Raw genomic sequence first — 21,093 nt, 5'->3', positions numbered from 1 at the left:
GTCGCCGGTGCTTCATCAAGGGGTCACATCCACCGCCGGGACGCGGACAGGCCATCATCGGGCGCAGCCCTGATGATCGGTCGGCTGCACCTGATCGGCCCCGTCAGGGCGCTTGACCGGCAGCTGCGCCCGATCATGCTGGCAGGCGAACGCAGCCGCGAGGTGCTGGCCGCGATCGCGCTCGAACAGGGCAATGCCATCAGCCGCGAAAAACTGGCGGCCCGGATCTGGGGCAGCGACGGGCCGGAAGCGCGCAAGGCGCTCAATTCGGCGCTGTGGCGGCTACGCAATTCCCTGCGCGAACATGGCTGCGAGGACTGGATTGCGGTCGATGGCGACTACCTGCGGCTCGATCCGGTGTCCGGCCCCGAACTCGACATCGAGGATTTCTGGCAGGCGGTGCGCCAGTCGGCCGGCGGCGATCTGGACGGGGCGCAGCTGCACGCCTTTGCTGCCTATGCCGATGGCGAGCTGGCAGGGGACATCGCCAGCGAATGGCTGGAGGACCATCGCCGCCAGCACGCCGAAACCTTTCTCAACACCGCGGGCGCGCTGTGCGACCGGATGGGACGCGGCGTGCCATCGCCGCAGCTGGTCGAACTGGCGCAGCGCCTCACCCGCATCGATCCCTTCGACGAACGCGGCTGGCGGGTGCTGATCCAGTATCACATTGCCAGCGGCAACGGCTCGATGGCGCTGCGCCGCTATCGCGAGCTTGCCGATATTCTCGCGCGCGAACTGGGGGTCGAACCGGCGCGGGCGACACGGCGGCTGTTGCAGGCGGCGGGCCTGCTGAACGGGGCCAGCCCGGCTGCCGAACGCCCGGTGCCACAGCCCGCGACCAGCCTTTCGAGGCGCATCGGCGAAGTCTCGCAAAGAATTTGCGCGCTTCAGGAAGAATTGAACGAAATCAGCGTTATACTCGCCAATATGCGGCTTTGATCCGGCCCCTGTGATAGGCCTGACATAGGCCGGTGACCGCTGCGTATCGGCGCCTTGCCACACCGCTCTCAAGTGATTCGTAACCAGCTTGAGGAGCGAGGCAATGTCGAGACCAACCGTTACGGGCCGGATGGCGGGGCTTCCCGCAGCAGCGCACAGCGCCGAAAGCTTTGCCGAATTTTTCGGCGAAGATGCCGCCAGTGCTTTTGGCGCAGCGCCCGCCGGTCCCCAATGGGCCGAATTCGCCGATGAGGGCTATGACCTTTACGAAGTGGCGCGGGCCGCGCTGCCCGCGCTCGCCGAATTCGACGATGACGAAGTCGATGCCGAACTCGCCGCGATCATGTCGGGCATGAGCGAGGCCGAGGCCGAAAACTTCCTCAATATGCTCAAGAACGGCGCGCGCGGCGTGCTGGGCGTGGCGGCGCCGGTGGCAGGAGTGGCCGGACGCATCATCGGCACCGCGGTCGGCGGGCCGGTGGGCACGATGATCGGCGGGGTCGCCGGCGATCTGGTCGGGCACGGTGCGCAGGCGCTGAACCGGCACCTCGGCACAATGCGGGTTCCGCAGGGCGGGCAGCGTCGCGGCGGTCGTGGCCGGGGCAGGGGGCACGGGCGCGGGCACGGGCAGGGGCACGGGCAGGGTCGGGGCTTCATGCGCCGCCACCCGCAGGCCCGCGCCTTCATGCAGCAGGTGCGCCAATATGCGCCGACCGTGCAGGCCGGGGTTCAGGCGATGACGCAAGCCGCCGCGCCCGCTGTCAGCCAGCTTGCCCAGCAGCTCGAAGACCCGCAGGCCGGTGCCGCACTCGGCCAGGCGGCAGGCCAGCAGATCGCCAATGTCGCAGGCACGCTGTCGGGCATCATCAACGCGCAGGAAATGCAGCTTGCCCTCAGCAATGTCGCAGCCGGATTGCCTGCGGTGATCACCAATGCCTCGGGCGAGGCGCTCGATGCCGCGATCATGGCGGGCGCCCTGCGCGAGGCGATCCTTGAAGCCAGCGACATCCTCGAGAGCATCGAGGTTGCCAGCCCGATGCCGATCGGCAGCGGCGAGCTGGCCGAATTCGTGGGGGCCTGAGCCATGGGCCTGCCCAGCGCAGAGGAACTGGAGCGCTTCGCCGCGCTGGCCGAGCAGCTCAATCTGCCGGTCGATCCCCAGCGGCTGGAAAGCATCCGGGCGATGGCGGCGCTGCGCGAGACCGAAAGGGCCGGGCGCGCGCAGGTGCTGGAAACCGCCCGGCGGCTGAAGCGCGAAAGCGACGGGCTGGCCGCGCACAACGAAATGCTCGCCCATGCCTTGGGGGCTTGCCCGCATTGCTGGGGCAACCTTGATGATTGCGAGGCCTGCGCGGGCGAGGGGGTGCCGGGCACCTATCCGCCCGACAAGCCCGCCTTCGATTACTTTGTGATGCCCGCGGTGCGCCAGTTCATGACCGGCCGGCTGGCCGCCGCACCTGCGGCCTCCGCCGCGCATCGCCGTCCGCCACCCCCGGCTGCACCGGCATCGCCATCCGCCTTTGCAGCCAGCCCCTTCCAGACCTTCAATCAGGAGAATGAAGATGACTAACTTCGGCAATATGGACCAGAACGCGCTGCTCGAAGCGCTGCTGCTCGGCTCGATGAGCGAAACGAGCGACTTCGACGATGAGACCGATTTCGACGATGAAAGCGATTTCGACGACGAAAGCGACTTCGACGATGAAACCGATTTCGATGACGAAAGCTGGGACTGGGAATCGGCTCCGGCCAAGCCGCGGCGCGGCATCGCCCGCTCGTTCCGCGGGGCGAAATACCGCAAGGCCCGCACCGCCAAGCTGCCGCAGGCGCGCGCCAAGGCCACCACCACCACCCTGCGCGCCCCCAACGGCCAGCAGATGAAGGTGCAGCTGGGGCAGGCCTTCCCGACGATCAAGCAGTTCAACGATCACATCGCCAAGACCAACGAGCAGTTCGCTGCCGCGCTCAAGGAACGACGCGCCAACCACGCTGCCCTGACCAAGCAGATCGCCCAGGCGACCAGCACGATCGATGGCAAGCTGGCGTCGATGGACAAGAAGGTGAAAAGCCTTGAAGGCCGCGCCCAGACCAATTCGCTGCTGGGCCTGCTGGCGGGTCCGCCCAAGGTGAAGTCGGTCACGCTCAACGGCGAGCCGGTGACGAACCCGCAGATCGAATTCGAACCGGCCGACATGACCTTGCCGCTGATCCTCGGGATGTCCGGCTCGGGCGGCATGGGCGGGGATAACAACATGCTCGCGATCGCGCTGCTGCTGAGCCAGCAGAACAAGTAAGCCCGCGCCCCAAGTCAGGAAAGGAATTTTGCCATGAGCGACCTGCTCAAGATCTTGCCGCTGATGAAGATGCCCGAGGCAATCCGTCAGCCGATGCTGCTCGGTGCGATTGCGGGGAAGGACAACGCCATGGTCGGCTTTGTCACCACCCAACGGGCTGTGGATGCAGCCACCGGCGTGGTGGCGGAAAAGGACGCGGCCATCGCTGCCAATGCCGCCACCCTCGCCCGGCTGGCGACGTTTCATGCGGCGATGATGAAGGACATTCCCACGGCGAATGCAGGCGGCCTCGAAAAGTTCGATACCTTCAAGGCCGAACTGCTGAAGGACGATGCCTCGGCCAAGGCGCTTGGCGAGAAGTTCAACAAGGACTTGCTCCGGGGCGGGAAAGCCAAAACCGCTACGGTGGCGGAAGACGTCAGATAGCCGCCAACAGCCAGCTCTGCCGGGCCCGGATCACCAGACTGTACGCCAGTCCGGCAGAGCTTTGCGCTTCTCGCAAGAAGGCCTGCAAGTTCAGGAAGGATCGCGCCCCGTGTCCAGTATCATGCCCACCGCCATCGCCAGTTTCACGATTGCCAATCCGGCAGGGCCGCAGATCGCCCGCGCCATGCTGCTGCAAGGCGCGCTCGGCGCCAGCGGCCCGCTGATCGCGGCCAAGCTGATCACCGATCAGGTCGTCGCTATGCAAGCGCAGCTGACGGCGGCTCAGGCCGCGGCGGCCTCAGCCGCCGCAGAGCCGGAAAAAGTGCAGGCGGAACTGGATGATGTGAAGGCTCGTCTTGGCACCAGCGAAGGTGAACTGGAAAAACTCAAGGAAGAACACGCCGCGCTGACAGCCGAAAATGCCGCACATGATGATGCGACCGCGATTCTCACGCGCCTTTACCGGCCTGGTGATGCTGATGATGCGCAATGGGCTGGCAAGCTCAAACAGGTGCGCGCTGCGATGGACAAGAGCGACACCGATAATGATGCGATGCACACCATCCTGTTCCTCGATGGGCCCGAGCGCAGGCTCGATCGCTTCCTGTTTCAGATCGCGCTGGACGACGGCACGGTTGATCCGGCGGTCATCCGTGATTTTCATGCGTTCCGAGACACGTTCATGTCGGTGGTGGAGAGGATGGAGCAGCGCAACACGGCGTTGCTGGCTGGCAAGAATGTCCCCGCGGAAACCGTCACGCTCGAATTCGTCCTGTCCGAACTTGGCAAGCCAGCCGCCAGCGATCCGCCCGCAGCTGACGCCCCCGCCGCCGAAGTGCCGGTGGTGGAACGCCCTGCCCGCAAGGCGGCCGGCAAAGCCGCGAAGTCGCGTCCGGCAACGAAGTAGCCCGCCATGGACCCGGCACTGCGCGAGCTGGCCGAGGCGGGCCATCCCGGGGAGGAGATCGAGGCGATCCTGCGGCTCGAACTGGAAAGCGAAGGCGCGCTGCCGCCCAATGTGCGCGAAGTGGCGCGGTTTGCCGATATCCGCACCATCCGCCTGCTGCGGCGTGATATTCCCGAGGTCTGGGCGCACCCCTTCACCGCTTCCTTGAAAGCGCCGCGGATGCTGGAGATCGACGCGCCCGAAGCGACGCTTTCCGGGTTCGATCGTTTCGGCCTGACCGATGAAGCGCCCGATCGCCGCCCGCCGCCCGGTTCGCGCGGTGGTGCGGGCACCATCATCGGGGTGATCGACTGGGGGTTCGATTTCGCCCACCGCGCCTTCCGCCATGCCGACGGATCGACCCGCATCCGCGCCCTGTGGGACCAGCGCGGACCGGCGCCTGACGGGGTGACCTGGCCCGAATATGGCACAGTGCATGACAGCGCGGCGATCGACCGCGCGCTCGCCAGCACGCAGCCTTACCGCACGCTTGGCTATCATCCGGGCGATGCCGATACCGGGATCGGGGCGCATGGCACGCATGTCGCCGATATTGCCGGAGGAACCTCCCGCGAAGACGGCGGCGGGATCGCGCCCAACGCCGAATTCGTGTTCGTCCACCTCGCCTCCGAAGCCCTGTCGGGGCTTGCCAATCTGGGGGATTCGGTGCGGCTGCTCGAAGCGCTCGATTTCATCGCGCAGGTGGCGGGCGATACGCCTTTCGTGATCAACATGAGCGTGGGGCGCCATGCCGGTCCGCACACCGGACTGACCCCGGTGGAACAGGCGATCGACCGCTTTCTCGAAGCCGCGCCGGGGCGGATGGTGGTGCAGTCGGCGGGCAATTACCACACCTCCGATACCCACAGCGCGGGGATGGTGCCGCCGGGCGGCATGGCGGCGCGGCACTGGATCATCCCGCGCCGTGACCGGTCGGCCAACGAGCTGGAGATCTGGTATTCCAACCGCGACCGCTTCGCCTTGCGGCTGTTCGCGCCGGGCAGCACCACGGGGCTGGTGGCGCGGCTGGGGGATTCGCGCGGGCTTTACGATGCGCAGGGGCGGCCTGTGGGGCGGATCTACCACCGCGCCTATGATCCCAACACGCCCGATCACCACATCGAGATTTTCCTCAGCCCCGCGGCGCCCGCGGGCCGCTGGCGGATCGAGCTGACAGGCGAACTGGTCGAGGACGGGCGCTTCCACGCCTGGATCGAGCGCGACCGGGCCGGGCAGCGCGGGCAATCGCGGTTCGCGCGCGAAGATGTGGTGCGCCAATCGACCATCGGCAGCATCTGCAACGGCTTTCTGCCGATAGCGGTGGGCGCCATCGACCAGACCGCGCCGCGCCAGCGCCCGGCCAGCTTTGCCAGCAGCGGCCCGACCCGCGACGGGCGGCAGAAGCCCGATCTTTGCGCGCCCGGCGTGCGCATCAGCGCCGCCCGTTCCGCCCCGCGCCGCGCCGCCGCGCCGCTGCACGCCGCCACCCGCATGTCGGGCGCGTCGCAGGCCGCGCCCTATGTCGCAGGGCTGGTCGCCTGCCTGCTTTCGGATGCCGCCGCGCCGCTCGATTGCCACGCCATCCGCGCCCGCCTGCACGCACTGGGCGAGCCGGTGATCGCCGCCGATCCCGCGCACCGGTTGCGGCTGGGCGCGGGTGTCGTGCGGATCGGGCGTTATGCCGACCATTCCGGACCCTTGCCGATTGAAGAAAGGATCGCCCATGACCAGCATCTTTGAACACCACCGCCGCGCCATCGCTGCCGAAACTGCCGCTTGCGGTTGCACCGGGGCAGGCAGCGAGGCTGTTACCGCCGCCGATCTGTTCGCCGATGGCACCAGCATGGAGACATTCCGCGAAAGCGCCTTTGCCCGCAGCGGGCCGGCCTATGCCGAGGCCAACCCGCTGCTGCTGGCCGCAGCCCCCGCCGCAGCAGGAGCATTGGTCAATGCCGCGGCGAACTTCGATCCCTTCGCCATTCCGCAATCGGGGGTAAATCTCGCCCGCTCGGGCGTCGGGCTCGTGCGCGACGGCATCGATACCGGGCGCGCTGCCATGGGCGCGGTGCGCGATGCGATCGACACCGGCTACCGCGTGGTCGGCATGGCAAACGACATCCGCACCGCCTATGAAGCGCTGACTTGGGAAGGGCCGAGCAGCCTCAGGCTCGAAGCCGCCTACAACCCCGGCAATCTGGGTGAGCGCACCAATGTCTGGCGGTTCACCATCGCCTGCAAGATCCGGGCGAGCGACACTGTCCCGGCGCGGTTCCCGTTCGAGGTGGTGGTCACGCACAACTGCTTCAGCATCATCCGGGCGCGGATCAACGCGCAGACGCCCGATATTCCGCGAACGCCCTTTTCCGAGGTGCAGGAAAACTGGTTCACCAGCGGGCTCAACACAGCCTTCAACGCGGTGACAGCGCCGGCGCGTGCGGTGGTGAATTCGGCAACCCGAGTGCTTGGCACCCACCGGCTGGCGATCAGGTCATCAGTCGATACGACGCAGTACAACAATTTCCCCTATCAGGCTGCCTTCGATATCGATGGTGACTGGAACCCGGCGGATGCGGGATCGCTGCGGGACCAGTTTTCGGGACGCATCATCGTCAAATCCAACGGCATGGTGGAAGTGACCATCCGCTCGTCGGGCAGGCTGGTGTCGGTGACTTCGCTGCGGGCTCACAGCGGCCCTTCGACCGGCACCTGTCAGGTGCAGTATGACGCCGCGCGCGGCCGCATGGGTGCGGCGGGGCAGACCATGACCGGTATGCCCGTGCCCGGTAGCGGCGCGGGGCGTCCGCCCTCGTTCGGCGGCGGCGGGCGCGCTTCGCAGGGGCTGCTGCCCGATCCGCCCAACGGCAAGCACATCTTCTTTGCCAATTCGCGCTCCGGTTCGACCGGCGAGATTCAGGCGCTGCTGCGCGAATGGTGGGCCGCGCTGCCGATCCACCTGCAAAACAACCTGCAAGCCGGGCAGACCGTGATCTATGTCGATGGCCATGCCGATCCGACGGGGCAGGAAAGCCGCAACCGCGAACTGTCCGACCAGCGGGCGCGCAGCGTGGCGGGGATCGTGCGATCGCTCTTGCCGGGGGCGCGGATCGTGGCGGCAGGGCACGGATCGGAATTTGCCCGCCGCAGCGGGGTGACCGGCGCCGACCCGTCATGGCGGCGGGTTACAGTGGGGCTCGATCTGCGGCGCTAGGCAGCAGGCGGGGTGCCGTCGCGCTCCGCCGCCTCCTTCGCTTCGCGTTCGGCACGGGTCTGCTTCAGCATCCTGTCCATCTTCAGCCATTGCCAAACGCCGATCCCGATGCCGAGGCCGTAGAACAGCACCAGCTCGATCCAGCCGAAGTTCTCGCCGTTCATGTCTTTCCCCTTAGGCCTGCGCGGAGAGGAAGGCGGCGATCAGCGCGGCGACTTTCTCGGGCGCCTCCTCGTGTGCCAAATGGCCGAGGCCGGGGAGAAGTTCCAGCCGCGCATCGGGCAGCCACCCCTGCGCCTCGCGCGCCCAGCCGGGCGGGATTGCCGGATCATTGCCCCCGTGCACCAGCAGCACCGGATTGCGCACCGCGCCCATCTGATCGCGCAAGGCGGGCAGATCCCAGTTGGCCATCATCGCCAGTGCGCCGCCCGCATGGCCGGGATGCTTGAGCAGCGCGGCGTAACAGGCGAGCGCGGCATCATCGATCCGCGAATGGGTCGATCGCCACAGGAACCGCCCTGCGCCGCCGACAAGATCGATGCTGCCGGTGAAGATGCGCGGCACCAGCGGGTTGATGAACAGCGCCTTGGCCACCGCCGGAAAAATCTGCGCGAAGGGGCCGGGGAAGGGGCGCAGCGCCGAACTGAGGCCCACCACCGGGCCGGTAAACCCGTGCGCCAGCCCCAGTTGCAGCGCCAGCGCCGCGCCTGCCGAATGGCCGATGATCGCGGCGGGGGCGACATCCAGCGTCTCCAGCAGCCCCGCAATTGCCCCCGCCATGGCCGGAAGGCTCATGGCATAGGCATTGTGGCCGGTGGTGAAGGCGTGGCGCGGCAGATCGAGCGCGATCACGTCATGCGTCTGCGCCAGCAAGGGCATCAGGTCGCGCCACGAATGCACCGATGCGCCGGTGCCGTGGAGCAGCAGCAGCGGCGCTCCGGCGCCCATCCGCTGCACATGCCAGCGCGCCCGGCCGCTCTCGACAAAGCAACTGGCATCGCGGTGCGGCCAGATCAGGCCTTCGCGGTTCCAGTCGAGCGTGGTCATGCCGCCTTGCCAAGCGGCTGCACCGCGTTGATCGCCGCTTGCAGCATCTTTGCGTCAGCACGCGGCAGGGCAAGGAAGCGCCCACCCAGCGCGCGCGCCAGTTCCGCGCCTTCGGGGCCGGGGCGGGCGGAGATATCGACCACCAGCGCATCGATCCCGCGCAGGGCGATGGCGCGGGCGGCGGCTTCGGCATCGGCCTTGGCCTGCGGGCGGCCGGGGGAGCCATCGGCGGCGATATTGGCCCTGCCGTCGGTGAGGATCACCAGCGCCGCGCTGCGTCCGCGGGCGATCACCGCTTCTGCCACTTCGCGTGCGGCGTTGAGGCCGAGCGCGAGCGGTGTGCCGCCGCCGCCCGGCAGTTCCGCCAGCGTCCGCCGCGCGCGGGTGAGGCTGCGGGTGGGCGGCAGCAGCAGTTCGGCGCTTGTCCCGCGAAAGGCGACCAGCGCCACCTCGCTGCGGGTGACATAGGCCTGCGCCAGCATCAGTTCGACCGCGCCCTTGGCCTCGGCCAGTCGCGCTGCGGCGGCGGAGCCAGAGGCATCGACCGCGAAGATGGTGACGCGGGCGGCGCGTTCTTCAAACCGGCGGATGCGCAGGTCTTCCTTGCGCATGATGATCGGCGCGTCCGCGTCGGCACCGTTTTCCCGCCGCCGCACGCCCTGCCAGGGCACAGCGGCGCGCAGGGAATCGATCAGCGCCAGCTTGGCGCCCCCGCGCGGCATTCCGGGCCTTGCGCCCAGCGGCTTGCCGCGCAGCGCGGACTTCCGTTTCTGACCGGAGCCGCTGCTGGCCGAACGCCGCGGGGCTTTGCCCTGTGCGAGCTGCGCGAGCAGATCGGCGGGGATCGCGGCCTTGGCCGCTTCGACCAGCAGTTCGCTGAGATCGGGTTCCTGCTGCTGCTGTTCGCTGTCGCTGTTGTCCCCTTGCTGGCTGTCGGGCGGCGGGGGCGGGGGGTCTTCGGGCGGCGGAGCCTCGGCCTCCTGCGGCGGCAGGCGCGTGGCGCGCGGCGCAAGCACCAGCCGCACCGCGCCCGCCAGATCGGCCTCGCCTGCCACCTCGCGCCCGTCCAGCGCCGCCAGAGCACGGGCCGCCTCGCCCGCGAAGATCAGAGCGCGCAGGCTGTCCACCCCCAGCGCTTCAGCCGTCGCGGCAAGGGCGCGCAGGGCGTCTTCCGCGAGCGGGGCGACCTGTGCCAGCGTGCCCTTGGGCGGAGCCAGCGCCACCCCGCGCCATTCCCGCGAGGCGGCAAGATCGCAGGCGAAGGCGAGCCGTTCGGTCAGGCTGGCGGGCGGGGCTTCGTCAGGCTCTGCCGCATCGTCGAGCAGCACCAGCGCGGTCTGCCCGTCATCCAGCGCCTGCCCAAGCCGCCCGGCGATGCTGCTGTCCAGCCGTTCGGCCATGCCGGCGATCAGCGCGCCTTGGCGGGCTTCCTCGATCAGGCCGGTCTGGCGCACCGGGCGTCCGGCCGACAGGCTGGCGGCGAGATCGATCCCGCCCAGCAGGCGCTCGTCATCGACATGGCCGGGCAGGCGGCGCAGCTTGATGGTCTCGCCCAGCGCCGCGACCAGCGCATCGCGGGCAGGGCTGGCTCCGCGCAGCACCATCCCTCTGAAGGTGGCGGGGGCCAGCACGAACAGCCGCGCCGCCAGCACCGCATCGGCCAGCGGGTCAGCGGCCTCGCCCGAAGTCATCCGAACAGCTCGGCAATCGCCCGCGTGATCCGCACGGTGGAGCCGGTTTCATCCAGTACATCGCGGCGCAACCGGTGGCGCAGGGCCGAAGGCGCGATGGCGACCAGATGCTTGCGGGTGACTTTCTTCGCGCCCTCCAGCGCCGCCAGCGCACGGGCGGCACGCATCAGGGTCAGCTCGCCGCGCAGGCCATCGGCGCCCACCGCAAGGCACAGTTCGGCGGCATCGCGCAGCACATCCTCGCCGGTTTCCAGCTTGGCGAGGCGCGCCTTGCCCTTGGCCACGCGCTTGAGGATCGCCTCGTCCTCGCCCGCCCAGCGTGCGGCGAAGCCTTCCGGATCGCGCTCGTTCTCGGCGACAAGGCGCATGATCGCGATGCGCACTTCGATATCCTTGGGGCTGCGCACCTCCACCGACAGGCCGAAGCGGTCGAGCAATTGCGGGCGCAATTCGCCCTCTTCGGGGTTGCCGCTGCCGATCAGCACGAATTTCGCCGGGTGGCGCACCGACAGGCCTTCGCGTTCGACCACATTCTCGCCCGATGCCGCCACGTCGAGCAGCAGGTCGACAAGGTGATCCTCCAGCAGGTTGATCTCGTCGATATAGAGGAAGCCGCGGTGCGCCTTGGCGAGCAGGCCCGGTTCGAACGCCTTTTCCCCGCTGCGCAATGCCCGTTCGAGATCGAGGCTGCCGATCACCCGGTCCTCGGTCGCGCCCAGTGGCATGTCGACAAAAGGCACGGGCCGCTTCACCAGCTTGCCCTGTCCGCAGACATCGGGATAGCGCGCCTGATCTTCCTTCGAGGCGCCATAGGGGCAGCCGTCGGCCGCCATGATCGGCGGGAGCAGCCCCGCGAGCGCGCGCGCCGCCGTGCTCTTGCCGGTGCCGCGATCGCCGAACACCATCACCCCGCCGATACCGGGGTCGACAGCGGCGATCAGCAGCGCCTGTTTCATCTCGTCCTGACCGACGATTGCGGAGAAGGGGAAGCGTGCCATGTGCCTATGCTTGTGAACCTTCCGGCGGGTTTGGACAAGCGGAAGTGACAGGCTGGCGTTACACATTATCACCCGCGTCGTCATGGCGAGGGGCCGCAGGCCCCGTGGCCATCCATGGACCATTCGGCTGCGGCGAGGGCGGGCCGTGGATTGCCGCGCGGCTGCGCCGCTCGCAATGACGAAGGCTTTACCGCTTCCCCAGCCGATTCAGCAGCAGCACCGGCAGCAGGCCCGCCGCCAGCAGGATCAGCGCGGGGATGGCCGCTTCGACCAGCCGTTCGTCGCTGGCGAGGCGATAGGTGCGGGTCGCCAGCGTTTCGAGGTTGAAGGGCCGCAGGATCAGCGTGGCGGGCAGTTCGCGCAGGGTGTCGATGAACACCAGTGCCGCCGCGCCTGCAAGGCTGGGAGCGAGCAGCGGGGCATAGATCCGCGCCAGCACCCGCGATGGTCTCGCGCCAAGGCTGCGCGCTGCCGCATCAAGGCCGGGGGGAATGCGCGACAGGCCGCCGCCCACGGTGTTGTAGGCCACCGTCAGGAACCGCACCGACAGGGCATAGACAAGAATCGCGCTGGTGCCGGTCAGCAGCAACCCGCCGCTCCAGCCGAGGCTGTCGCGCGCAAACCGCGTGATGGTCTGGTCGAGGCTGCCGAGCGGGGCGAGCAGGCCGACTGCCAGCAGCGCGCCGGGCAGGGCATAGCCCAAAGTCGCCAGCCGGATCGCACCGGCGGTGAGGCGCGATTGCGCGCGCGCGCGGGCGAAGGCCAGCAGCAGCGCAGCGGCAAGGCACACGCCCGCCGCCGCCAGCCCCAGCCACAGGCTGCCGCGCAGATATTCCCCCAGATCGCCCGCCGCGGCCTGCGCCGTCTCGCCCAGAGCCATTGTGGCAAGGTATCCGGCCGGCAGCGCAAAGCCGAGCAGCACTGGCAGCGCGCAGGCGATGAAGGCGAAGGCCTTGCCCGCCGGGGAAAGCGCCACCAGCGGTTCGGCATTGGCGGGCGCGGCGAGGCCATCGCGGCTGTCGCTGCGCCCGCGCCGCGTCGCCGCCTCCAGCGCCACCAGCGCGATCACGAACAGCAGCATCACCGCCGCCAGCTTGAGTGCCGCGGCCTTGTCGCCCGCCGCCAGCCAGCTGCGGAAAATGCCGGTCGAGAAGGTGGGAATGGCGAAATATTCCGCGACGCCGAAATCGGCCAGCACCTCCATCAGCACCAGCGCCAGCCCTCCGGCAATCGCGGGGCGGGCAGCGGGCAGGGCGACTTGCCGGAAGGCGCGCATAGGGCCTGCGCCAAGGCTGCGCGCGGCGCGGAACTGGCTGGCGCTCTGGGTGGCAAAGGCGGTGCGGGCGAGCAGGTAGACGTAAGGATAGAGCACAATGCCGAGCACGAAGGCACCCCCGCCCAGCGAGCGGATCGCGGGCGCGGCGTAATCATCCGCGCCCCAGCCCGTGAGGCTCCGCAGCGCGCCTTGCACCGGCCCCGCGTAATCGAGCAGATCGGCATAGATATAGGCCGCGATATAGGCCGGCACGGCGAGCGGCAGCACCAGCGCCCAGCCGAGCAGGCGGCGGCCCGGAAAGGCGGTGGCCGCGACCAGCCAGGCGCAGCCCGTCCCCGTAACGGCGGCAAACCCGCCCGCCAGCAGCATCAGCAGCGCGGTGTTGGCGATGTAGGTCGGCAGCACGGTTGCGCCCAGCGCGGCAATCGTCTCGCCCCCGCCTGCCAGCGATGCCCAGCCGATCGCGGCGAGCGGCAGGCCCGCCAGGGCCGCCAGCGCCAGCGCCGCCACGCTCCAGCCCCCGCCGCTTGCCTCGGCCCGCGCAAATTGCCAAAGGCGGCTCACCGGACACCACCGGCGATGACGCGCAGGATCAGCCATTGAGCCTTGAGTTTCGACATATTGCCCATGCTTATGGCGCGGTGCGGGCGCTGGAGGATATCAGCTTCACCGCTCCGGCCGGAGAGATCACCTGCCTGCTTGGCGCGTCGGGTTGCGGGAAGTCAACACTGTTGGGGCTGGCGGCCGGGATGCTGACGGTGCAGCAGGGCGCGATCCTGCTGGGTGACGAGGTGCTGGCCGATGACCGCCGCAGCCCCCCGCCCGAAGCGCGGCCCGTGGGGCTGGTGTTTCAGGATGGCGCGCTGTTCCCGCACATGACCATCGCCGCCAATGTCGCCTTCGGCCTGCCGCGCGAGAGGCATGGCGAGGTCGAAAGCTGGCTCGCCAAGGTCGGGCTGGCAGGGATGGGCGCGCGCTATCCGCATGAACTTTCCGGCGGTCAGCAACAGCGCGCCGCGCTGGCGCGGGCGATCGCGCCGGGGCCGGCGGTGCTGCTGATGGACGAGCCCTTCGCCAGCGTCGACATCGTGCTGCGCCGCCGCTTGCGCCGCGATTGCCGCATCCTGCTGCGCGAGGCTGGGGCGACGGTGGTGCTGGTGACGCATGACCCTGCCGAGGCGCTCGACATCGGGGACCGGATCGCGGTGATGGAAAGCGGGCGGATCGTGCAGTTCGGCACGCCCGAGGAACTCCACCACGCGCCGCAGACCGCCGCAGTGGGCGCGATTTTCAGCGGCGCGCAGGTGATTGCGGGCGGGTTGAAGGGCGGGGTGCTCGACACCGATTTCGGCCTGTGGCCCATGGCGAGCCTGATCGGCGATCTGCCCGAAGGTGCGACCTTCGATCTGCTGGTGCAGGCCGACCGGCTGGTGCCGGTGGCCGACAAGCGCGGCTGCCGCGTGCGCGATGTTCACCCGATCGGCCCGCACGCGCGGGTGCTGCTCGAAACCGGTGACGGGACGCAGATCACGGTCGAGACCGCGGTGCCGGTCGATCCGGCGCTGACCTACAGTGTGGTGCCCGATCCCGAAAGCGTGCGGGCGTTTGCCCGAAGTTAAGCCTTGCGCAACCCGAGATAATATTGCAAGTCATTCGCAACTTGTAACAGAAAGCCTCCATCCATGAAGAACCTGCTCGCCGTTGCTGCTGCCTGTGCCAGCGTGATCACCCTGTCCGCCTGCGCCGAAACCGAAGGCGGGGACGACGCTGCCAAGCCGGTCACCGGCGAGGTGAACATCTATTCCTCGCGCCATTACGACACCGATCTGGCGCTGTATGAAGACTTTACCAAGCAGACCGGGATCAAGGTCAACCGCATCGAAGCCGATGCCGACGCGCTGATCGAGCGGATCCAGTCCGAAGGCGAATTCAGCCCGGCCGATCTGCTGGTGACGGTCGATGCCGGGCGGCTGTGGCGCGCCGAGGAAGCGGGGATCCTCGCCCCGGTCGATTCGGCGGTGCTGAAGGAACGCATCCCCGCGCACCTGCGCCACCCTGAAGGCCTGTGGTTCGGTCTTTCGACCCGCGCACGCATCATCATCTATGATAAGGCCAAAGGCGCGCCCGAAGGCCTCGCCAACTATGCCGATCTCGCCAATCCGGCATTCAAGGGCGAGATCTGCGTGCGTTCCTCCTCGAACATCTACAACATCTCGCTGCTTTCCAGCATCATTGCGCACAAGGGCGCGGCGGAAGCGGAAAAGTGGGCCAAGGGCGTGGTCGCCAATTTCAAGCAGGCACCGCAGGGCAACGACACCGCGATGATCGAGGCGGTCGCGGCGGGCCAGTGCCGCATCTCGATCGTCAACACCTATTACCTCGCCCGCTATGCCGGGGGCGATGCCAAGGACAAGGCGCTGTTCGGCAAGGTCGGCGTGATCTTCCCCGATCAGGCGGGCACCGGCACCCATGTCAACATCAGCGGCGCGGGTGTGGTGAAGACCTCGCCCAACCGCGAGAATGCGGTGAAGTTCCTCGAATATCTCACTTCGGAAAGCGCGCAGCGCTATTTTGCCGACGGCAATAACGAATACCCCGCCGCCATCGGCCTCAAGGCCAATTCGGCGGTGGAACAGCTCGGCAGCTTCAAGTCCGACACCCTCAATGCCGCCGAAATCGGCAAGGGACAGGCCGAAGCGGTGAAGATTTTCGACCGGGCGGGGTGGAATTGATCGCGCGTAGAGCGGTTTCCGACCGTTCTGACCCACTCTGATCGCGCTCTGAAACCCGCTGGACAGGAGTGGCGTGCGGCAGGGGCTGGTTGCCCCTGCAAACGGCATGACGAAGCCAGCGGGTTTCAGGGCGCGACCCCTGTGGGGCGGGCCGAATTGGGCTCAGTGCCACGTTGCTCGTCGCTCACGATGCGCTGCATCGCTCGCTCCTCGCGCCTCGCCCTGAGCCCAATTCGGCTCCGTCAGGGTGGGTCAGAACGGCCGGAAACCGCTCTTATCAAGGCGCGCTTTCAGCCCTTAACACTAAACTGTCTTGAAGGGGGCGCTGGCTTCGTCCATTTGCGCCCCCATTCTGCCGCCCGCTGCGGGCGGCGCAGACCACAGTTTCGAGGCCCGTTTTGAACCAGCCCACCCTGACCCGCGACCAGTTCACCGAAAGCGCGGCGCTTTCTGTCGAGACGATCACCGATGTCCACCACTGGTGCGACGGGCTGTTCAGCCTGAAGATGACGCGCCCGGCGTCCTTCCGCTTCCGCTCGGGCGAATTCGTGATGATCGGCCTGCCTGGTGACAACGGCAAGCCGCTGCTTCGCGCCTATTCGGTCGCCTCGCCGTCCTATGCCGAGGAGCTGGAGTTCCTGTCGATCAAAGTGCAGGACGGCCCGCTGACCTCGCGCCTTCAGCACATCCAGGTCGGCGATCCGATCTACCTCGGCAAGAAGCCGACCGGCACGCTGGTGACCGACGCGCTGCTGCCGGGTAAGCGGCTGTTCATGCTTTCGACCGGCACCGGCCTTGCGCCCTTCATGAGCCTTGTGCGCGATCCCGAAGTCTACCAGATGTTCGAGGAAGTGATCGTCGTGCATTCGGTGCGCAACGTGAATGAACTCGCCTATCGCGAGCTGCTGGAAAGCAAGCTCGAAGGCGATCCGCTGCTTGAGGATGAAGACCGTGCGCGGATGATCTACGTCCCCACTGTCACCCGCGAACCCTTCCGCACGCAGGGCCGCATCCAGGCGCTGATCGACGATGGCCGTCTGTTCGAACAGAGCAAGGGCCCGCAGCGCTTTGTGCCCGAGGAAGACCGCGTGATGCTGTGCGGCAGCATGGCGATGATCAAAGATCACGCCGCCGATCTGGAACGCCGCGGCTTCGAAGAGGGCGCGAACAACAAGCCCGGCCAGTTCGTGATCGAGCGGGCGTTTGTGGGTTAATCCCGCGCGGTCAGCTATTCATTGACTATTCAGTGATTTGGCATCACCTTCGTGACCCGAAGGAGATCGCTATGCTGCACCGCCTTGCCCCCGTCGCCCTGATCGCCGCAGCGCTCGCGCCCGCCGGGGCGCTGGCTGAGGATGAACGGCGTTCGTCCGTACCGGTCTACAGCTTCGTGCAGCTGTCGGTGAACGCAGCGACGATCTCGCCTGCGGGTTTCAGGGAGCGCACCGAAGCGATCCAGTCCTGCGCCGATGCGCGCAAGCTCGGCAAGGCGCTGGGCGCACGGATCAACAATGGCGATTCGGTGATGGCAAACCTGCTGCCCCCGAAGATCCGGCCTATCCTCGCCCAGACCCCGACCGGCCAGGCCACGCCGGTGCTGGTCGAGCAGGGTGCGGCGATGCACGTGGTGGTGATCTGCCACCGCAGCTGACTGCCCGCCCGATGCCCGCATGACGCGCTGCATTTTCATGCAATGCGCCATGCGGACACGGCGACCCTGACCTTGCGACCCTTAGGATACTCGCGTCCGGCTTTTGCCGGATTGCAGCGATAGCCTCCGATGCTGGCGCACCTTCGGCTTCAAGGGGGGCAGGGGCCCCGGACAGACAAGCGGATCATCGGGCTTTCACAGCAATCTTTGCTTTGCCCGCCCGATATGTGGCGTTGTGATAGCCCCGAAGCGGCGCCCGCCGGTGTAAAAAGATGTAAAATGCCCGGCTGCGCAAATCATTGAAGAGATGTGGTGAAGTGCCTGCAATCCGCGGTATTTTCGCTTTGCGCGGCATGTTGGCGCCCGACCGGATAACGCGAACGTCGCTCGCTGGCCGATCCTGCCCGGCCAATCGCTTGACGCTCCGGCGGCAAACTGCTGTTCCGCCGCCATGAGAGTCGCAATCGTGGACGATGACAGGGATGTAACCGGCCCCCTTGCGTCCGCGCTGGCCGCAAACGGCCTGTCTGTGGAAGTGTTTGGCAATGGCGCGGCTTTCCGCACTGCTATTGCCCGCAATACTTATGATGCTGTCCTGATCGACTGGAACATGCCGGGCGAAAACGGCATCGAGATTGTGAAATGGGCGGCATCGACATTTCCCGATCCTCCGCCATTCCTGATGATGACCAGCCGTTCGGGCGAAGCCGATGTCGTCACCGGGCTTGAGGCCGGCGCCAGCGATTACATCGTCAAGCCGGTCAGCGTGCCGGTGCTGTGCGCGCGCATCATGGCGGCTGTCCGGCAAAGGTCGCGCTTCTCGCAGCGCTCGTCCCTGACCTTCGACGGTTACACCATCGACCGGGCGATGCAGTCGATCGCGCTCGACGGGGAGGCGATCAGGCTGACCCAGAAGGAATTCCAGCTGGCCGCCCTTCTGTTCGACAATCTCGACCGCCCGCTGTCGCGCTCCTACCTTCTGGCCGAGGTGTGGAGCGCTGCCGCAGGGGTCGAGACGCGCACGCTGGATGTGCATATCTCGCGCCTGAGGAGCAAGCTCTCGCTCGGCCCTGAAAACCTCTATGTCCTTCAAACCGTTTTCGGCTTCGGCTATCGTCTTTCCCGTTATGTCCAAGACGAAAGATAGAACAGGCCGCCGGATCGCGCTCGCCGCCGCGGGCGCGCTGGTGCTGCCGCTGCTGGCGGGCTGCGCCATCAACAAGGACCTGCGGCTGGATGTGCAGGGCGAGGGCCTGCCTGCGAATACCGCGGTATCGATCCGCACCGCGCCTGCCGACAACCCGCTGGCCACGCAATTCGCAGGCGCACTGGCGGGTGCCTTTGCCGAAAACGGCCATGCCGTGACCGAGGCCGCGCCTGTCACGGCGGTCTTCGCCTTCACCCGCCGCAGCCGGTCAATCGGTGCCGCCGAGGAACGTCCGGCGGCAGACGGTGGCGTGCCTGCGATCGCATGGATTTCGTCCCCTGCGCGCAAGCGGGCCTTGCAGGCCTGCAAGGGGGAGCGGCTGCGCGCCACGCTCGCGCTCTATTCGCGCCCTGCCAACGGGCTGGTTTACCGCGCGACGGGCGAAGTGGACGGGTGCGACTTTACCGAAGCCGATCTCGAGGCGCTCGCCAAGGCGCTGGTCGGGGGCGCTCGCGGCGTCAGGCATTCCCCGACTGACTGAGCGGCAGGCTGATTTCGAACACCGTCCCGCCGCCGGGGTTCGCGTGCACCGCGATCCGGCCATGATGCGCGTCGACAACGCGCTTCACGAAGGCCAGCCCCAGCCCGGCGCTCGGCCCGTCCGCGTTCGAGCGTGAACCGAACCGGGTGAAGGGATCGCGCTGGCGTTCGGCGGGCAGGCCGGGGCCGTTATCCGCCACGCTGATCTGCGCTTCGCCTGCAACGGGCAATGCCAGCCTGACCACCACCTGCCCGCCGGCCTGCGTGTATTTCACCGCATTGCCGATCAGGTTGGCCGCCATGCGGGCGATCTGGGCGGGGTCGATGTCGGCAAACACCGGATCATCCGGAATGTCGCGCTCGACCGTGATCGCCTTGCCCGCTGCCAGCGCGTAGGACTGGTCGATCGCCTCGTGCAGCAGGAAGGCCAGATCGTGATGTTCGAAGCGGGCGCCTGCCTCCCTGACGCGGGCGAGCTCGACGAAGCCGTCGGCAAGGCCCAGCGTGAGCTGCGCCTGACTGCGGATGCGCCGGGCGAGTTCGGCATTGTCTGCCCCGAGTTCGGCAGCCAGCGCCATGATCGCCACCTGCGGTGATCGCATGTCGTGCGAGAGGAATTCGATCAGCTCGTCATTCTCGCGCTGGCGCCGCCGCATTTCGGTGATGTCGCGGAAGGCGAGGATGCGGCTGGCCTTCCCCTGCCCGGGCTGGCCGGCAAGCGGCGCGCTGGCGAACAGGAAGGCCCGTCCGTCGCGCAGGGCGATTTCGGCGCTGTCGTTATCGGTCGCCGCGCCCTGATCGAGATAGAGGTCGGCAAGGCTCAGCCCGACAGGATCGGGATTTTCGCTGAACAGGCGGCCTGCGGCGCGGTTGGCGAGTATCACGACATTCTGCTCGTCGAGCACGAGGATCGCATCGGGCGATGCCTCGATCGTGCTGCGCACAAAGGCCAGCGCATTGCTGACTTCGCCGACCAGCTGGCCCAGCCGGTTGACCTGCCGCGCCACCAGATCGAACCCGTCTGCCGGGGCCGTGTGGCCGGTTGTGGTGACCAGCCGTTCGGCTTCGTCCTCGAGATAGGCCGATACCACCGTCAGGCGGCGCCAGCTCCACAACGGGTAGGCGAGCGCCACCACCAGCAGGGCAGGGCCGGGTGCGATCCAGACCTGCGCCCCCGGCACCAGCGCGATGCAACCTGCCGATACCCCTGCCAGCAAGGCGACCGACAGCATCAGTCCCGCGCGCGGCGACAGCTTCCAGAACCCGGCAAACTGCACCAGCAGGGCGAGGGCGGCGAGCACCACGGCCCAGTGTGGCGCAAGTTCGCGGATCAGGCTGCCTGACCGCAGGGCGTCGAGCAGATTGGCCTGCATTTCCACGCCGTTCATCAGGGCAATCCGGCCCGAAGGCACCGCATGCCTGTCGCCCATCCCCGCTGCGGTCGCGCCCACGATCACCTTGCGGCCCTTCAGCAGCCCGGCCGGAACCGTCCCGTCAACGACGGCATAGGCAGGGATGACGGGATAGCTGCCGGGCGGGGCAAACGGCACAACCGGCCAGAGGCCGTCCCGAGGGATGGCCATGTCCGGCTGCGGGCCATCGGCAAGGGCGAGTGCGGCGGGCACGAAATGCGGATAGGTCTGGCCATCGCTTCGCGCCGCCAGCGTGAAGCGCCGCACCGCGCCGTCGCTGTCGGGCGTGACCCCGATATGCCCCGTCGCGCCTGCCGCATCGCGCAGGGCGGGCAGCGGATATTCGGGCACGATCCCTGCTTCCCGGTTATCCGCCTGAATGAAGCTGTAGGGGAGCACCACCTTGCCGTGGCGGGCGACCGCGGCGGCCAGCATGGCATCGCCCTGCGGATCGCCCGGCTCCACGAACAGCACATCGTAAAGCACAACTGTCGCGCCGGCCTTGTGCAGGTTGTCGATCAGCCGGGCATGGGTCATGCGCGGCCAGGGCCATTCTCCGATCCGCGCAAGACTGCGCTCGTCGATGCCGACAATCGCCACGTCTGCCCCCGGCTCCGGCCCGGTCAGCGCGGCGGCGAAATCGAGCAGCGACCAATCGAGCTTGCGGGTGAACTCGCCCCGTACGGCGAGCGCTGCGAGCAGCGCGCTGGCGAGCAGCAGCACGAGCCATTCCCGCGCAAGGCGCCGCTGGTTCAACATTGCTGCGCTCCGCCCTCTAGAACC

At 67.8% G+C, this 21,093-nt stretch carries 20 protein-coding genes; 14 read left to right on the top strand and 6 right to left on the bottom strand.

All coding sequences use genetic code 11. The features are described from left to right. The first annotated feature begins 72 nt into the window (after positions 1–72). From ACU0AG_RS07100 to ACU0AG_RS07065, 8 genes are all read left to right on the top strand, one after another. Positions 73–942 carry an AfsR/SARP family transcriptional regulator gene (locus ACU0AG_RS07100; RefSeq protein ID WP_482781560.1) on the top strand — a complete coding sequence of 290 codons (870 nt, stop codon included), beginning with the start codon at positions 73–75 and terminating at the stop codon, positions 940–942. A 103-nt stretch (positions 943–1,045) separates the two neighbouring features. Continuing rightward, complete coding sequence (locus tag ACU0AG_RS07095; protein WP_482781559.1) at positions 1,046–2,023, top strand: hypothetical protein; 978 nt, start codon at positions 1,046–1,048, stop codon at positions 2,021–2,023. A gap of 3 nt (positions 2,024–2,026) precedes the next feature. Beyond that, positions 2,027–2,512, top strand: a complete 486-nt coding sequence (locus ACU0AG_RS07090; protein WP_482781558.1) for a hypothetical protein — start codon at positions 2,027–2,029, stop codon at positions 2,510–2,512. Further along, a complete protein-coding gene (locus ACU0AG_RS07085; RefSeq protein ID WP_482781557.1) occupies positions 2,499–3,236 on the top strand; it encodes a hypothetical protein in 738 nt (245 codons plus the stop codon). The genes ACU0AG_RS07090 and ACU0AG_RS07085 overlap by 14 nt, the downstream gene beginning before the upstream one ends. Before the next feature lie 33 nt (positions 3,237–3,269). Continuing rightward, the gene (locus ACU0AG_RS07080) at positions 3,270–3,662 is read left to right on the top strand and encodes a hypothetical protein (RefSeq protein ID WP_482781556.1); all 393 of its coding nucleotides are present in this window, start codon (positions 3,270–3,272) and stop codon (positions 3,660–3,662) included. Positions 3,663–3,846: 184 nt separating this feature from the next. After that, positions 3,847–4,569: a hypothetical protein gene (locus tag ACU0AG_RS07075; protein ID WP_482781555.1), complete on the top strand. Its 723-nt coding sequence runs from the start codon at positions 3,847–3,849 to the stop codon at positions 4,567–4,569. A 6-nt stretch (positions 4,570–4,575) separates the two neighbouring features. After that, positions 4,576–6,348, top strand: a complete 1,773-nt coding sequence (locus ACU0AG_RS07070) for a S8 family serine peptidase (protein WP_482781554.1) — start codon at positions 4,576–4,578, stop codon at positions 6,346–6,348. After that, positions 6,332–7,816 (top strand): OmpA family protein, encoded by a 1,485-nt coding sequence (locus ACU0AG_RS07065; RefSeq protein ID WP_482781553.1) that lies wholly within the window; start codon positions 6,332–6,334, stop codon positions 7,814–7,816. The genes ACU0AG_RS07070 and ACU0AG_RS07065 overlap by 17 nt, the downstream gene beginning before the upstream one ends. Here ACU0AG_RS07065 and ACU0AG_RS07060 read toward each other — a convergent pair. The 5 genes from ACU0AG_RS07060 to ACU0AG_RS07040 form a co-directional block, all read right to left on the bottom strand. Next, complete coding sequence (locus ACU0AG_RS07060; RefSeq protein WP_482781552.1) at positions 7,813–7,980, bottom strand: hypothetical protein; 168 nt, start codon at positions 7,978–7,980, stop codon at positions 7,813–7,815. The genes ACU0AG_RS07065 and ACU0AG_RS07060 overlap by 4 nt on opposite strands. Before the next feature lie 10 nt (positions 7,981–7,990). Further along, positions 7,991–8,863, bottom strand: a complete 873-nt coding sequence (bchO, locus tag ACU0AG_RS07055) for an alpha/beta fold hydrolase BchO (protein ID WP_482781551.1) — start codon at positions 8,861–8,863, stop codon at positions 7,991–7,993. Further along, positions 8,860–10,554 (bottom strand): magnesium chelatase subunit D, encoded by a 1,695-nt coding sequence (locus ACU0AG_RS07050; protein WP_482781550.1) that lies wholly within the window; start codon positions 10,552–10,554, stop codon positions 8,860–8,862. Before ACU0AG_RS07050 ends, bchO begins: the two co-directional genes overlap by 4 nt. Continuing rightward, a complete protein-coding gene (bchI, locus tag ACU0AG_RS07045) occupies positions 10,551–11,552 on the bottom strand; it encodes a magnesium chelatase ATPase subunit I (RefSeq protein ID WP_482781549.1) in 1,002 nt (333 codons plus the stop codon). Before bchI ends, ACU0AG_RS07050 begins: the two co-directional genes overlap by 4 nt. A 187-nt stretch (positions 11,553–11,739) precedes the next feature. Then, entirely contained in the window at positions 11,740–13,428 is a 1,689-nt protein-coding gene (locus ACU0AG_RS07040; protein ID WP_482781548.1) for an ABC transporter permease, read from the bottom strand. Here ACU0AG_RS07040 and ACU0AG_RS07035 point away from each other — a divergent pair. From ACU0AG_RS07035 to ACU0AG_RS07010, 6 genes are all read left to right on the top strand, one after another. Continuing rightward, on the top strand, positions 13,428–14,447 hold the full coding sequence (locus ACU0AG_RS07035) for an ABC transporter ATP-binding protein (RefSeq protein WP_482781547.1): 1,020 nt from the start codon (positions 13,428–13,430) through the stop codon (positions 14,445–14,447). The genes ACU0AG_RS07040 and ACU0AG_RS07035 overlap by 1 nt on opposite strands. Positions 14,448–14,510: 63 nt before the next feature. Then, positions 14,511–15,560, top strand: a complete 1,050-nt coding sequence (locus tag ACU0AG_RS07030; protein WP_482781546.1) for a Fe(3+) ABC transporter substrate-binding protein — start codon at positions 14,511–14,513, stop codon at positions 15,558–15,560. Between the two features lie 398 nt (positions 15,561–15,958). Next, positions 15,959–16,774: a ferredoxin--NADP reductase gene (locus tag ACU0AG_RS07025; RefSeq protein WP_482781545.1), complete on the top strand. Its 816-nt coding sequence runs from the start codon at positions 15,959–15,961 to the stop codon at positions 16,772–16,774. A gap of 71 nt (positions 16,775–16,845) precedes the next feature. Then, the gene (locus ACU0AG_RS07020; protein ID WP_482781544.1) at positions 16,846–17,211 is read left to right on the top strand and encodes a hypothetical protein; all 366 of its coding nucleotides are present in this window, start codon (positions 16,846–16,848) and stop codon (positions 17,209–17,211) included. 451 nt (positions 17,212–17,662) lie between these two features. Next, positions 17,663–18,358 (top strand): response regulator transcription factor, encoded by a 696-nt coding sequence (locus ACU0AG_RS07015; protein ID WP_482781543.1) that lies wholly within the window; start codon positions 17,663–17,665, stop codon positions 18,356–18,358. Continuing rightward, positions 18,339–18,899: a hypothetical protein gene (locus tag ACU0AG_RS07010; protein WP_482781542.1), complete on the top strand. Its 561-nt coding sequence runs from the start codon at positions 18,339–18,341 to the stop codon at positions 18,897–18,899. Before ACU0AG_RS07015 ends, ACU0AG_RS07010 begins: the two co-directional genes overlap by 20 nt. Here the strand turns inward: ACU0AG_RS07010 and ACU0AG_RS07005 are convergent. Continuing rightward, the gene (locus tag ACU0AG_RS07005) at positions 18,877–21,069 is read right to left on the bottom strand and encodes a CHASE2 domain-containing protein (RefSeq protein ID WP_482781541.1); all 2,193 of its coding nucleotides are present in this window, start codon (positions 21,067–21,069) and stop codon (positions 18,877–18,879) included. The genes ACU0AG_RS07010 and ACU0AG_RS07005 overlap by 23 nt on opposite strands. Positions 21,070–21,093: the final 24 nt, after the last annotated feature.

The organism is Erythrobacter sp. RANMB8 (assembly GCF_056848235.1).
This window is presented reverse-complemented; position numbering and strand designations above follow the sequence as displayed.

Excerpts from the sequence above, each read along its gene's own strand:
- ACU0AG_RS07075 (WP_482781555.1), top strand. The coding sequence starts at position 3,847 with ATGCTGCTGCAAGGCGCGCTCGGCGCCAGCGGCCCGCTGATCGCGGCC.
- ACU0AG_RS07005 (WP_482781541.1), bottom strand. The coding sequence starts at position 21,069 with ATGTTGAACCAGCGGCGCCTTGCGCGGGAATGGCTCGTGCTGCTGCTC.
- ACU0AG_RS07070 (WP_482781554.1), top strand. The coding sequence starts at position 4,576 with ATGGACCCGGCACTGCGCGAGCTGGCCGAGGCGGGCCATCCCGGGGAG.
- ACU0AG_RS07030 (WP_482781546.1), top strand. The coding sequence starts at position 14,511 with ATGAAGAACCTGCTCGCCGTTGCTGCTGCCTGTGCCAGCGTGATCACC.
- ACU0AG_RS07010 (WP_482781542.1), top strand. The coding sequence starts at position 18,339 with ATGTCCAAGACGAAAGATAGAACAGGCCGCCGGATCGCGCTCGCCGCC.
- ACU0AG_RS07040 (WP_482781548.1), bottom strand. The coding sequence starts at position 13,428 with ATGGCTGATCCTGCGCGTCATCGCCGGTGGTGTCCGGTGAGCCGCCTT.
- ACU0AG_RS07015 (WP_482781543.1), top strand. The coding sequence starts at position 17,663 with ATGAGAGTCGCAATCGTGGACGATGACAGGGATGTAACCGGCCCCCTT.
- bchI (WP_482781549.1), bottom strand. The coding sequence starts at position 11,552 with ATGGCACGCTTCCCCTTCTCCGCAATCGTCGGTCAGGACGAGATGAAA.
- ACU0AG_RS07095 (WP_482781559.1), top strand. The coding sequence starts at position 1,046 with ATGTCGAGACCAACCGTTACGGGCCGGATGGCGGGGCTTCCCGCAGCA.
- ACU0AG_RS07085 (WP_482781557.1), top strand. The coding sequence starts at position 2,499 with ATGAAGATGACTAACTTCGGCAATATGGACCAGAACGCGCTGCTCGAA.
- bchO (WP_482781551.1), bottom strand. The coding sequence starts at position 8,863 with ATGACCACGCTCGACTGGAACCGCGAAGGCCTGATCTGGCCGCACCGC.
- ACU0AG_RS07100 (WP_482781560.1), top strand. The coding sequence starts at position 73 with ATGATCGGTCGGCTGCACCTGATCGGCCCCGTCAGGGCGCTTGACCGG.
- ACU0AG_RS07050 (WP_482781550.1), bottom strand. The coding sequence starts at position 10,554 with ATGACTTCGGGCGAGGCCGCTGACCCGCTGGCCGATGCGGTGCTGGCG.
- ACU0AG_RS07020 (WP_482781544.1), top strand. The coding sequence starts at position 16,846 with ATGCTGCACCGCCTTGCCCCCGTCGCCCTGATCGCCGCAGCGCTCGCG.
- ACU0AG_RS07065 (WP_482781553.1), top strand. The coding sequence starts at position 6,332 with ATGACCAGCATCTTTGAACACCACCGCCGCGCCATCGCTGCCGAAACT.
- ACU0AG_RS07080 (WP_482781556.1), top strand. The coding sequence starts at position 3,270 with ATGAGCGACCTGCTCAAGATCTTGCCGCTGATGAAGATGCCCGAGGCA.
- ACU0AG_RS07090 (WP_482781558.1), top strand. The coding sequence starts at position 2,027 with ATGGGCCTGCCCAGCGCAGAGGAACTGGAGCGCTTCGCCGCGCTGGCC.
- ACU0AG_RS07060 (WP_482781552.1), bottom strand. The coding sequence starts at position 7,980 with ATGAACGGCGAGAACTTCGGCTGGATCGAGCTGGTGCTGTTCTACGGC.